Source organism: Agrobacterium radiobacter (assembly GCF_040801995.1).
GTDB lineage: Bacteria > Pseudomonadota > Alphaproteobacteria > Rhizobiales > Rhizobiaceae > Agrobacterium > Agrobacterium radiobacter.
Genome location: NZ_JBEGHX010000002.1, coordinates 138,557 through 150,529, shown reverse-complemented (window position 1 = coordinate 150,529; position 11,973 = coordinate 138,557). Strand labels below are relative to the sequence as shown.

The window sequence follows — 11,973 nt, the reverse complement described above, 5'->3', positions numbered from 1 at the left end:
AATGCATCCCGGTGGAAACAATCCATTCCCGATGACAGCGACATCTAATCGCGCTAACGGAGAAAAGATGCGCCGGCTGCCGATTCGATCTCGGTTACACGCGCAAATCATAAAAGCAAATCTCTGCGCGGCTACGAACTGAAACGGGAAAGCCCGGGAAGCGCGTGCCGGCTGTTTCCTGGGGGGACGACATGAGCGATACCGGTGGTTATTTTCCGCGCTGGCGACTGAAAACCGAAGGGCGCATCCTGCCCGATGAGCGGCTGCCTGCGGGACAGACAGCGGTGCTCGGTCTTCAGCATGTCGTGGCGATGTTCGGTTCCACGGTTCTTGCGCCGCTGATCATGGGGTTCGATCCGAATGTCTCGATCCTGTTTTCGGGTATCTCGACGCTCATTTTCTTCATTGCCGTCGGCGGTCGTGTGCCGAGCTATCTCGGCTCCTCCTTTGCCTTCATCGGGCCCGTGCTTGTGGCAACGGGTGCAGCCGCGGGTGCGGCAAGTCCTGATATCGCGCTGGCACTCGGCGGAATCATCGCCGCCGGTGTGCTTTATGCGCTGATCGGCGTCATCGTCATGATCGCTGGCCATAACTGGATCGAAAAGTTGATGCCGCCGGTTCTGACCGGCGCGATCGTTGCAGCAATCGGTCTCGTTCTCGCCCCCATTGCGATCGCAAGCGCTTCCGGCTCCGGCCCCGGCAATCCCGATGGCGACCAGCTGTCGCGCTGGATTGCGATCCTGACTGTCACATCGGTCGGTGCGATTGCTGTCTATGCCCCCGGCATGGCGCGCCGTTTGCCCATTCTTCTCGGCGGCGCGATTGCCTATCTCGCTTATCTCGTGCTCGCCAACGGCTTCGGCTTTGGCAAGTCTGTCGACTTCTCGGGCGTGGCGGCTGCACCGTGGTTCGGATTGCCGACATTCACCGCACCGGTGTTTTCAGGATCCGCGATTGCCCTGATCGCGCCGGTCGTCGTCATTCTGGTGGCGGAAAATCTCGGACATATCAAGGCGATAGGCGCGATGACCGGGCAGAACCTTGATCGTTATCTCGGCCGCGCCTTTATCGGCGACGGCATTGCGACGATGTTTTCAGGCGCCTTCGGCGGAACCGGCATGACGACCTATGCCGAAAACATGGGCGTCATGGCGATAACCCGCATTTTCTCGACGCTCGTCTTCATCGTGGCTGCTCTGGTCGCCATCATTCTCGGCTTCTCGCCGAAATTCGGTGCGCTCATTCAGACTATACCGGGGCCGGTCATCGGCGGCCTTTCTGTCGTGGTCTTCGGTCTCATCGCTGCGACCGCCGGACGGATCTGGGTTGAAAACAAGGTCGATTTTTCCGAACCCCGCAACCTCATCACCGTGGGTATTGCGCTGGTATTGGGCGCGGGCAACTTCAAGCTTAATGTCGCCGGCTTCACGCTTGATGGTATCGGCACGGCAACAATTGGGGCGATTGCCTTTTACCACCTGCTGGGCCTTGGCAGGCCGGCGTCGGGCAAGTGATGCCTGCCGCCTGAACATCCACCATATCGAGAGGCGGCATCGGTTTTCCGATGCTGCCGGGATTTATCGGTCAAGCCCCGTCATAACATGCGCGGAAGCACATCGGTCGGGCCGCGTCTGTCCATGAGCCTGTGTTTGAGAGCACCCAACACGTGAAGGCCGATCAGAACCAGAATTGCGTAAGCGCCGTATCGATGCAGCGTTTGGAAAACCACGAAGGCGCTGTCGTTTTTGGGGAGCAGCTCCGGCAGATGTGAAATCACGAAAAACGGTACCCCGTCGCTCTCAGAAAAACTGCTGGACAGCGAATATCCGAGCAGCGGCACAAGGAAAGTCAACAGGATCAGGAGCTTGTGTACCGCATGGGAGAGAATTCTCTCCCATGGCGCCAGACCCGATGGCGCTGAAGGCATGATCTGCCTGTAGCGCCAGCGAAGCGCCAGATGAACGAGGGCAAGCAGCCAGACCAGAACGCCGAACTGTTTATGGTTGGGATAAAAGATCGAGGCGGTGGCCATGTCGCTTTCCGGCAATCGCGTCATGTACCAGCCGGATGCGATAAGCCCGATGATGAGCGCCGCCCTTACCCAATGCAGACAGCGTATCGGCAGGGGATATTTTACGGCTCGGCTCTCATTGATGATGTGTGACATCGCAATATCTCCTTGATCGAGGTCCATTCGGCCCGATTGATTTTGGCGAATGATGAAAAGACGGGCTCAGTGGCCCGCCTTCACATTTTTCAGGGCAAAGAAGACCGCTGCCGAAAGCAGACCGATCAAGGTTCCCGCCGCGGTCAGCAGAACCGCATGCGCCTGTGAAAAGGCGCTCTTGCCGGCGGTTACCAGAGCTGCCGCGAGGTCTTGCGGCAATTTTCCCGCCAACACGTAGGTATCGCCGATCGAGTGGCTTGCCGCGTCGGCCAGTTGTGGCGGAATGCCGGCCGGCAGCACCAGCGCCCCCATGTAGATCGCCGATAGCGCCACGCCAAAGAAAGTGATGCCGAGGCCCGCGCCGAGTTCGTAACCCGTTGCCTCCAGGGAGCCGGCAGCGCCCGCCTTTTCAGCCTCAACTGCGCCCATGATGGCAATCGACGAGGCGGTCAGGCCGATGCTGAGGGATAGGCCGAGCAACGTCAGGCATGCCGGCACGGCGAGGCCAGGATCATGGAAATCGGACTGCGCCAGCGTCACAAGGCAGGCGGCCGCAATAAGGAGAGATGCGCTCGCAACCGCTCGAAGGCCGAGACGGTTCGACAGGAAGCCGGCAACCGGGCCGCCAACGGCCGCCGCGACCATGATGGGCAGCATGAAGAGGCCGGCCTGCAGCGGCGACTTGCCGAGGACGAACTGCAGCTCCTGCGCAAGCGTAAGCTCGACGCCCGCAAGCGCTCCGGCGGTGACGACGGCCATGCCGACACCCGTGACGATGGCCGGGCGGGAAAAGAGCGTCACGTCAAGCATGGGTTCTGCGACGGAGAGCTGGTTGCGAACGAAGATTGCAAGGGCAGTCGCGCCGATCAGAAGGGCCAGTCCGACGATTGCGAACGGCTCTTTACCGCTGAAACCGGTTTTGGCGGCAAAGACCAGTCCGATGATCCCCACGATCAAAAGCAGGGCCTGGCTTATCTGCCATTTGCCCGGAGAGAGGATTTCCTTTTCCGGGAGGATGAAGGCGATGATCGGCATGATCACAAGCACCACGGGAACATTGATGAGGAAGACCGATCCCCACCAGAAATGCTCGAGAAGGGCGCCGCCCACCAGCGGGCCGACCGCCGCACCCGCTGCGCCGACCGTTCCCCAAAGGCCGAGCGCCATGGCGCGCTCGCCCGGATCTTCGAATGTGCGCCTGATGATGCCGAGCACGCAGGGCATGATCATCGACGCGCCAAATGCAAGCAGGATGCGTCCGGCGATCAACATCGACGGCGTGAGCGAAAACGCCGCCACGACGGAGGCGAGGCCAAAAACGAACAGGCCCGTCAGCAGCATTTTCCTGTGGCCGATCCTGTCGGCGAGGGTGCCCATCGGCACCAGCAAACCGGCCATGAGCAGCGAATAGATATCGATGATCCACAGGACCTGTGTGGTCGATGCCTGCAGCGCAAGCGTCAGCGACGGCACGGCGATATGCAGGATCGTCATGTCGAGAACGACAGGCAGAAATGCCAGCATGACCGCAATGAGAATGATCCACCGGTGCGCATGAAGCGGCGAGGGCGGGGGGACGTGGTTCGGGTCGAAAGACACCGTCATTGTTTTCACCATCAAAATGCCAGATCGCGGCAGTGAGACGTCGCTGTTGCGGCGGCGACTACTTCCGCAGCCTGAACGCTACCGGCTGCGCTTTGTGGTTTCATGGAGGAAGTGTGGAGAATGTGTGGAGATGGGTGGCAACCGGCAGCGGGCGCTGGTTGCGGTCAGGACACTGGCTGACCGAGCGAAATTTCGAACATGGCGCCGCCTTTTTCAGATGGCGCATAACGTATCTTGCCGCCGTGAGCCTCCACGATTGCGCGAACGACGGAAAGGCCGAGCCCGTTGCCGCTCTCTTCCGTCAAGCCGGTCTGGCTACCCCTTCGAAACGGTTCGAAGGCGCAAGGAGCGATATCACCGTCAAGCCCGGGCCCTTCGTCCGTGACCCGCAAGACCGTGACACGGTTTTCAACGCCAAGGCTTATGTCGATCGCGCCGCCCAGGGCGTAACGGCGCGCATTGGTGATGAGCGCAAGGAGGGCCTGTCGAATGCGCATGGTATCGGCCCGCACCACCATATCGGAGAGGTGAAGCCGAAGCTCGAAACCTTCCTGCCTCAATTCCTGTTCCAGCACGGCGGCAAGCTGCTCTATTTCTTCCTTCAGCCGCACGGGTTCGATACGCAGCTCGAGATGGCCGCTATCGGCAAGTGTGACGGTGCGCAGATCCTCGACAAGCCGGGCAAGGGAATCCACCTGCAGCACGAGACCCTGAAGCGACGTCTCATCCGGTTCGAACACACCGTCGATCATGCCGCGCAGTTGACCTTTGAGGATAGTGAGCGGCGTGCGCAACTCGTGGGCAATGGTTGCATTCCAGAGCTTCATATCCGCCGCCATATCCTCCAGACGCTGGGCCATGGCGTTGAAGTCCTCGACGAGATGGGCTGTCTCTCCCAAAGAATGATCACCCGGCAGGGCGCGCGCCGAAAGATCGCCGTCCTTGATGCGTCTTGCGCTGTGGGCAAGGGATTCGAGCGGCTGCAGAATGCGCCGGGTCAAGCGGACGGAGGCGATGGCGGCAACGATGAGGGCGATGAAGATCAGGACGGAGAGGATGATGAAATCAACGCCCGTCAGCCAGTTGTCCTCGCTTTCAGACCAGGGATAAAAATAGAAGATGATGCTGAAGGCGATGTAAGTGCCGAAAAAGACCACCAGGCCGGCAATCACCGTCATTGATGACATGGCCAGCAATATTTGGCGGCTGAGGCCTTTTTTCAGCATCATGGCTCGACCGCCAGACGATAACCGACACCTCGAATGCTGGCCAGCATGCCTTCGCCACCGGCCTGCTCGAGTTTCTTGCGCAGTTTGCTCAAGTGGCTGTCTATCGTGCGGTCCAGCGCATCCGAACCGGGCAGGCAGGCATCGACCAGCTCGCCGCGTGTAAAGGCCTTGGTCGGCGTGCGCGCAAGATGCGCCAGCAGCCTGAATTCGGTCAATGTCAGCGACAGGCGAATGGTGGCATCGTCTTTTTCGATCTTTGCCTCGTAGCTGTCGAGATCGATGGTCAGGTTGCCGACCCGAACGACGGCGCCCGCCTGCCTGAGCCCCGCGCGCCGCAGCACCGCCTTTGCCCGTGCGACAACTTCGATGGGATTGAACGGCTTGACGATGTAGTCATCCGCCCCGATGCGCAGCCCCTGAAGACGATCAACATCCTTGTCCAGTGCTGTGACCATGATGACGGGCGTATGGCCGCGCCTTTGTATCTCCGCCAGAACCTCCCAGCCATCCAGCCGCGGCATGGAGACATCCGCCAGCACGATATCTGGTTTCAGGGCGCGATGAAGTTCCAGCGCCACCTTGCCGTCACGGGCATGCACGGTGCGGAAACCTTCGCGGGTAAAATAGGCTTCGAGAATGCCGGCGATCTTCATGTCGTCTTCAGCGATCAAAACTAGTTCTGCCATCGTCTTCAAACTCCTTGATACATCCATGCCACCGAACGGCCACGCCGTCGAGTATTGGGTGCCGGCCTCCACAAAGCCGCAACAAAACCTCCACAAAGCGCAAATGCACAGAGCCTAGATAGCCGCCATCGAGCTCGTTGTTTAAAATGGATGGTGGATACTCATGCGACGCGGATCATACTTCTGGAAACTTGGCGCGCTGTGCCTGCCGATCTTTCTTCTCTGTGCCTGCAGCGATAACGGAACGGGTGCCGGTGGTGCCGCCGAAACGACGCCGCCCGCACGCGTCAGCGTCATGACCGTTCAGCCGGAACCCGTGACGGTCTACGACGAACTGCCCGGCAGGGTGTCGGCCTACCGCACGGCGGAGATCCGGGCGCAGGTGAGTGGCATCATCCAGAAGAAGCTCTTCACGGAAGGTGCCTTCGTGGAAGCCGGCACACCGCTTTTCCAGATCGATCCCGCACCTTTTTCAGCCGATGTAGACGCTGCAACCGCCGTGCTGGCGCGGGCGGAGGCGGAACTTCTGAACGCACAGGTTAAATACGAGCGCGCCAGATCGCTGTCTTCGCGCGAGATCACCAGTGCGGAATCCTTCAATAACGCCACCGCCGCCCTTGCGCAGGCGAAGGCGAATGTCGCGGAAGCGGGCGCCATTCTCGCCCGGCGAAAGCTGGAGCTTTCCTATGCGACGCTGCGCAGCCCGATCAGTGGGGTCATTGGCCAGTCCTTCATGAGCGAAGGCGGACTTGCCTCATCCTCGGCAACTGCACCATTGGCGGTCATTCAGCAGATCGATCAGGTCTATGTGGATGTTCGCCAGTCAGCGATGAGCCTGGAGGCCCTGCGTGACACGGCTTCCGGGGCGGGCACCGAAAATCCGGACGAGCTTCCGGTGAAGATCATCACCATCGCCGGCAAGCCGTTCGGCCACGATGGAAAGGTCCTGTTCTCCGACATCTCCGTCGACAGCGCCACGGGCAGCCTCGGCATTCGCATCCTCGTTCCAAACCCGGAGGAACAGCTGCTTCCGGGCATGTATATCCGCGCGATGGTTCCGCGCGCCATATACGGCGCTGCGATCCGCGTGCCGCAGGAAGCAATCATCCGCGATCCGGCCGGACGGCCGCAGATCGTTGTTGTCGGCGCAGACAAGACCGGTGCGCGCCGCGCGGTGGAACTGGGGCCGCTGGCCGACGGTCGATACATCGTCACGGGAGGCCTTGCCGCCGGAGAAACCATCGTCGTTCTGGGGCAGGATCGCGTCCAGGGCGGACAGCCGCTCGAAATCTCGCCCTTTTCCCCTGCCGCCCCAGAGACCCGAACCTAAGGAGCGGACAGATCATGCCGCAGTTTTTCATCAACAGGCCTGTTTTCGCCTGGGTCATCGCCATTCTGATCGTGATCGCGGGGGTGATGTCCATCCCGCAACTGCCCGTCTCACGGTTTCCCGTCATCGCTCCGCCCAGCGTTTCGATCTACGCCACCTATACCGGCGCCACGCCGCAGACGATCAATGACAGCGTGACGAGCCTGATCGAACGCGAACTTTCGAGCGCGAAAAACATCCTCTATTTCGATTCATCGGCCGATTCCTCGGGCTCGGCCACCATTACCGTCACCTTCAAACCGGGCACCAATCCCGAGCTTGCGCAGGTGGATGTTCAAAACCGGCTGAAGGCCGTGGAACCGCGTCTGCCGGAACAGGTCCGCCGCGCCGGACTGACTGTGGAATCGGCATCGTCAGGATTTCTGATGATCGTTTCGCTGAAATCGAAGGAGGGCTCGCTCGACGCTCTCGCTCTCGATGATTATCTCGTCCGCAACATTGCGCCGGAACTGAAACGTGTCGGCGGTGTCGGTCGCGTGCAATCCTTCGGGTCCGAAGCGGCGATGCGTATCTGGCTCGATCCCGTCCGCCTTGTGGCCCATTCCATCTCGATGGCCGAGGCGACACAGGCCATACAGTCGCAGAATATTCAGGTCGCCCCCGGCCGTCTGGGTGAAACGCCAACCGTGCCGGGCCAGAAGGTCAGCGTGCCGCTCAGCGTAAGCGGTCAATTGCAGACGCCCGATGAATTCGCGCAGATCATTCTGCGTTCTAACCCGGATGGCTCCAGGCTGACACTGGGAGACGTAGCGACAATCGAAGTCGGATCACAGACATCGAGCTTCTCCATCCTCGATGGCGGCAAACCTGCGACGGCCGCTGCCATCCAGATGACGCCCGGCGCCAATGCGGTGAGCACCTCGACCGGTGTGCGGGAGCGTCTGGCGGAGCTTTCCACGACCATGCCGGAGGGAATGGAATTCGCCATCTCCTATGATACGGCACCCTTCGTGAAGGTTTCGATAGAGAAGGTAGTCCAGACGCTCGCCGAGGCCATGGTCCTGGTTTTCCTGATCATGCTGCTGTTTCTCCAGAACCTGCGTTACACGCTCATTCCGGCCATCGTTGCACCAATCGCACTTCTCGGCACATTCGCGGTCATGCTGGCGATCGGCTATTCGATCAATGCTCTCACCATGTTCGGCATGGTTCTGGCAATCGGCATCATTGTCGATGACGCCATCGTGGTCGTTGAAAATGTCGAGCGCCTGATGGCTCAGGAGGGCCTGTCGCCGCTTGAAGCGACGCGCAAGGCGATGACGGAAATATCCGGCGCGGTCATCGGCATCACGCTGGTCCTGACCGCCGTCTTCCTGCCGATGGGCATGGCCTCCGGTTCGGTTGGAGCGATCTACCGGCAATTTACCGTATCGATGGCCGTATCGATCCTGTTCTCGGCATTTCTGGCCCTCAGCCTCACGCCCGCTCTGTGCGCGACCCTGCTGAAGCCGGTCGGTCACGATCACCATCAGAAGAAAGGTTTCTTCGGCTGGTTCAACCGCGCCTTTGAGCGCCTGACCGCGCGTTATGCCGGCTGGGTCGCCATCCTTGTGCGCAAGACCGGGCGTACCATGGTGGTTTACCTCGCTATCATCGGCGCGGTTGCCTATGGATATGGCACGCTCTCGACGGCCTTTGTGCCGGATGAGGACCAGGGTTCCTTCATGACATCCTTCACCCTGCCGGCGGAGGCCACGGCCGAGCGCACCCGCGTCGTCGTCGACCTCTTCGAAAATCACGTCAAGACCCGGCCTGACATCGCCAATAATCTGACGGTGATGGGTTTTGGTTTCTCGGGCTCAGGCCCGAACACGGCGATGTCCTTCACCACGCTCAAGGAATGGGGCGAGCGCAAGACAGGCGTGGACGACGAAGTCGGCGCTGCGACGAGCGCGATGGCGGCCGCCGACGAGGGGCAGATATTCAGCCTCAAGCCGCCCGCAATCGATGAGCTCGGCACGACGTCGGGCTTTGCGTTGCGGCTGCAGGACCGCGCCAACCACGGGGCGAATGCGCTCGGCGAGGCTGCGGCCCAACTGACCCGGCTTGCGGCGGAGAGCAAGCTCGTGACCGATGTCCGCATCGATGGTCTTCCCAGCGGCCCGAGCGTCACCGTGAACGTGGACCGGCAGAAAGCGAGCGCGCTCGGCGTGTCCTACTCGACCATCGCCGATACGCTCGGCGGGGCCATTGGTTCGACCTATGTCAATGATTTCCCGCGCGATGGACGCCTGCAGCAGGTGATCGTGCAGGCCAGGGCCGCAAGCCGCATGCAGGTGGATGACGTGCTCAACCTCCACGTCCGCAACGATGCCGGCAAGATGGTTCGCCTTTCGGAAATCGTCACGCCGCAATGGTCGACAATGCCGCTGCAGTTCACCCGCTATAACGGCTATCCCTCGACCAGCATTTCCGGCTCCGCCGCATCGGGCGTATCCAGCGGTAAGGCGATGGAAGAAATGGAACGGCTCGCAGCCAAATTGCCCAAGGGCTTTGCGGTTGAGTGGACCGGTCAATCGTTGCAGGAACGCCAGTCCGGTGCGCAGGCGCCCATGCTGATGGCGTTTTCGTTCCTCATCGTTTTCCTTGTTCTTGCAGCACTTTACGAAAGCTGGACGGTGCCGCTTTCCGTCATGCTCGTCGTGCCGCTCGGCATTATCGGCGCTGTCATTGCGGTGCATCTGCGCGGGCTGGAGAACGACGTGTTCTTCAAGGTCGGCCTGATCACGCTCATCGGGCTTTCGGCAAAAAATGCCGTGCTGATCGTGGAATTTGCCCGAAAACGCCAGCAGGAGGGGCAGACGCTTACTGATGCCGTCATTGCGGCATCACGCCTGCGTCTGCGGCCGATCGTGATGACATCGCTCGCCTTCACGCTCGGCATCGCGCCGCTTGTCATCGCCAAGGGCGCGAGTTCGGAGACGCAGAACGCCATCGGCACCGGCCTTTTCGGCGGCATGATTTCGGCGACCGTGCTGGCGGTGCTCTTCGTTCCCGTCTTTTACGTCGTCGTGGCCCGTCTGCGCCGCAACTGATGCTGGAGGCAGGCGTCCGCCTCAGCGGACGCCTGCCTCCAGATTAGTAGTCCATGGCTCTGAGATCATCGAGCAGGTTCGGCCCTTTCGGCTCCCAGCCGAGCTTCTTCCGTGTCAGGGCGCTGGAGGCCCTGAGATCCATCGAAGCGAACAGGGCAAACCAGCCGAAATGGCCGGCGGCCTCATCTTTGCCTATGGAAACGAGTGGCAGCCCCAGCCCCTCGGCAACGATCCCGGCAATATCGCGCACGACAACGCCTTCTTCCGCCACGGCATTATATCGAGCACCCCGTTCACCCCGAACGAGCGCCATCACGTATAGCTTTGCCACATCGTCCACATGACCAGCCGACCAGCGATTGCCGCCGTCTTCGACATAAGCGACGACGCCTTTGTCGCGCGACATCTCGATATAGGGCGAGATGAGACCCTGCTTCACCGTGTCATGCACCTGCGGAAGCCTGATGACGCCGAGGTTGACGCCCGCCTGCAATAGCTCCTGGCCCGCCAGTTCGGAGGCGATGCGCGGGTTGAAATGATGCGTGTCGAACACATTCTCCCGTGCAGGTAAGCCATTGCCGGGATCACCCATGCCGACCCCTGAGGTGATGAGCATCGGCCGTTCGGAGGCAGCCAATACAGAGCCCAGCGCCGCGATCACCCGGCGATCCTTTTCGCAATTGGCGGCAAAATTCGCAAAATCATGATCGAAAGCCGTATGGATAACGGCATCGGCAGTTTCCGCACCCGCGGCAAGCCCTGCCGCATCTTCCAGCGTGGCGATATGGGCGGAAGCGCCTGCGGCCTGCAGCGCTCTTGCGCCGGCCTCCGAGCGGGTGAGACCGATCACCTCATGGCCACTCGCCAGCAGTTCGCGAAGAATCCGGGAGCCGATGAACCCGGTGGCACCTGTCAGAAAAACACGCATATAGATCTCCCGCGTTGACGGGAGAGGTGATCTCATGAAGAGTTGTCCTGTTAAAGTAGTGACCTTATCGTGGTATAATTCTCAACAGGCTGCGGCGGGGAAATGCAATGACGGACAATGCACTCAGCACCTTCCTGCGCGATCGTCGCCTGCGGCTTGATCCCGCAACCTTCGGTTTTCCCATCGGCCGTCGCCGCACACCGGGCCTGCGCCGGGAAGAGGTTGCCCAGCGCGCCAACATAAGTCCGACCTGGTATACCTGGCTGGAACAGGGTCGTGGCGGTTCGCCCTCGGCGGATGTGCTGGATCGCATCGCCAAGGGATTGATGCTGACCGATCCCGAGCGCGATCACCTGCATATACTGGCCTTCGGACATCCGCCCGAGCAGCGTTACCGTCAACCCGAGACCATAACGCCCCGGCTACAGGGCGTGCTAGACGCCATGCCCTTCAGCCCCGCCATCATCAGGACGGCGACATGGGATGTTCTGGCATGGAACCGGGCCGCCGCCCTCATCCTGACGGATTACAGCAAACTGGCGAGGGAGAACCGCAACATCCTTCGCCTGATCTTCTCAGACGAACGGGTGCGCACCGCCCAGGAGGACTGGCGCAATGTCGCCCGTTATGTCGTCGGCGCGTTCCGGGCGGATGCTGCGCGCGCCGGCGCGGGGGCCGGCATCCAGCAACTGGTCGATGAGCTCTCGGCCGCCAGTCCTGAATTCAAGACCATGTGGGATGACAATGAGGTCACAAGCATGCATGAGGGCCTCAAGCGCCTCCACCACCCGGTTCTCGGAACGATTGAACTGGAGTTTTCAAGCTTTGCGGTGGAGGGACGCTCGGATCTCAACATGATGGTCTATAATCCCGCCAATCCCGAAATGACCGAACGGTTTCGCTCGCTCATTGCAAAATCCGCTTGATCCCGTC

Annotated in this window: 9 protein-coding genes; 4 read left to right on the top strand and 5 right to left on the bottom strand. The window is 60.8% G+C overall.

What is annotated here, in order from left to right; all coding sequences use genetic code 11:
• The first annotated feature begins 191 nt into the window (after positions 1–191).
• Positions 192–1,514: a solute carrier family 23 protein gene (locus MRBLRC7O_RS14670; RefSeq protein WP_035213212.1), complete on the top strand. Its 1,323-nt coding sequence runs from the start codon at positions 192–194 to the stop codon at positions 1,512–1,514.
• Positions 1,515–1,594: 80 nt separating this feature from the next.
• On the opposite strand, the gene MRBLRC7O_RS14665 is transcribed toward MRBLRC7O_RS14670, so the two are convergent.
• The 4 genes from MRBLRC7O_RS14665 to MRBLRC7O_RS14650 all read right to left on the bottom strand — a co-directional run bounded on the left by MRBLRC7O_RS14665 (position 1,595) and on the right by MRBLRC7O_RS14650 (position 5,687).
• The gene (locus MRBLRC7O_RS14665) at positions 1,595–2,167 is read right to left on the bottom strand and encodes a cytochrome b (protein WP_367727473.1); all 573 of its coding nucleotides are present in this window, start codon (positions 2,165–2,167) and stop codon (positions 1,595–1,597) included.
• 66 nt (positions 2,168–2,233) lie between these two features.
• Complete coding sequence (locus MRBLRC7O_RS14660) at positions 2,234–3,772, bottom strand: MFS transporter (RefSeq protein ID WP_060726485.1); 1,539 nt, start codon at positions 3,770–3,772, stop codon at positions 2,234–2,236.
• Between the two features lie 164 nt (positions 3,773–3,936).
• A complete protein-coding gene (locus tag MRBLRC7O_RS14655) occupies positions 3,937–5,001 on the bottom strand; it encodes an ATP-binding protein (RefSeq protein ID WP_107677486.1) in 1,065 nt (354 codons plus the stop codon).
• Entirely contained in the window at positions 4,998–5,687 is a 690-nt protein-coding gene (locus tag MRBLRC7O_RS14650) for a response regulator (protein WP_003508238.1), read from the bottom strand. The genes MRBLRC7O_RS14655 and MRBLRC7O_RS14650 overlap by 4 nt, the downstream gene beginning before the upstream one ends.
• Before the next feature lie 163 nt (positions 5,688–5,850).
• Here MRBLRC7O_RS14650 and MRBLRC7O_RS14645 point away from each other — a divergent pair, with 163 nt between their 5' ends.
• Both MRBLRC7O_RS14645 and MRBLRC7O_RS14640 read left to right on the top strand, forming a co-directional pair.
• On the top strand, positions 5,851–7,017 hold the full coding sequence (locus MRBLRC7O_RS14645) for an efflux RND transporter periplasmic adaptor subunit (protein WP_087745456.1): 1,167 nt from the start codon (positions 5,851–5,853) through the stop codon (positions 7,015–7,017).
• Positions 7,018–7,031: 14 nt separating this feature from the next.
• A complete protein-coding gene (locus MRBLRC7O_RS14640) occupies positions 7,032–10,112 on the top strand; it encodes a multidrug efflux RND transporter permease subunit (protein ID WP_367727472.1) in 3,081 nt (1,026 codons plus the stop codon).
• A gap of 43 nt (positions 10,113–10,155) precedes the next feature.
• On the opposite strand, the gene MRBLRC7O_RS14635 is transcribed toward MRBLRC7O_RS14640, so the two are convergent.
• On the bottom strand, positions 10,156–11,040 hold the full coding sequence (locus MRBLRC7O_RS14635) for an SDR family oxidoreductase (RefSeq protein WP_367727471.1): 885 nt from the start codon (positions 11,038–11,040) through the stop codon (positions 10,156–10,158).
• Between the two features lie 107 nt (positions 11,041–11,147).
• Between MRBLRC7O_RS14635 and MRBLRC7O_RS14630 the strand changes: the two genes are divergently transcribed.
• Positions 11,148–11,966: a helix-turn-helix transcriptional regulator gene (locus tag MRBLRC7O_RS14630; protein WP_060726481.1), complete on the top strand. Its 819-nt coding sequence runs from the start codon at positions 11,148–11,150 to the stop codon at positions 11,964–11,966.
• The last annotated feature ends 7 nt before the right edge of the window (positions 11,967–11,973 follow it).

Coding starts and splice junctions, on each gene's coding strand:
- MRBLRC7O_RS14650 (WP_003508238.1), bottom strand. CDS start 5,687: ATGGCAGAACTAGTTTTGATCGCTGAAGACGACATGAAGATCGCCGGC.
- MRBLRC7O_RS14630 (WP_060726481.1), top strand. CDS start 11,148: ATGACGGACAATGCACTCAGCACCTTCCTGCGCGATCGTCGCCTGCGG.
- MRBLRC7O_RS14660 (WP_060726485.1), bottom strand. CDS start 3,772: ATGACGGTGTCTTTCGACCCGAACCACGTCCCCCCGCCCTCGCCGCTT.
- MRBLRC7O_RS14635 (WP_367727471.1), bottom strand. CDS start 11,040: ATGCGTGTTTTTCTGACAGGTGCCACCGGGTTCATCGGCTCCCGGATT.
- MRBLRC7O_RS14645 (WP_087745456.1), top strand. CDS start 5,851: ATGCGACGCGGATCATACTTCTGGAAACTTGGCGCGCTGTGCCTGCCG.
- MRBLRC7O_RS14665 (WP_367727473.1), bottom strand. CDS start 2,167: ATGTCACACATCATCAATGAGAGCCGAGCCGTAAAATATCCCCTGCCG.
- MRBLRC7O_RS14670 (WP_035213212.1), top strand. CDS start 192: ATGAGCGATACCGGTGGTTATTTTCCGCGCTGGCGACTGAAAACCGAA.
- MRBLRC7O_RS14655 (WP_107677486.1), bottom strand. CDS start 5,001: ATGATGCTGAAAAAAGGCCTCAGCCGCCAAATATTGCTGGCCATGTCA.
- MRBLRC7O_RS14640 (WP_367727472.1), top strand. CDS start 7,032: ATGCCGCAGTTTTTCATCAACAGGCCTGTTTTCGCCTGGGTCATCGCC.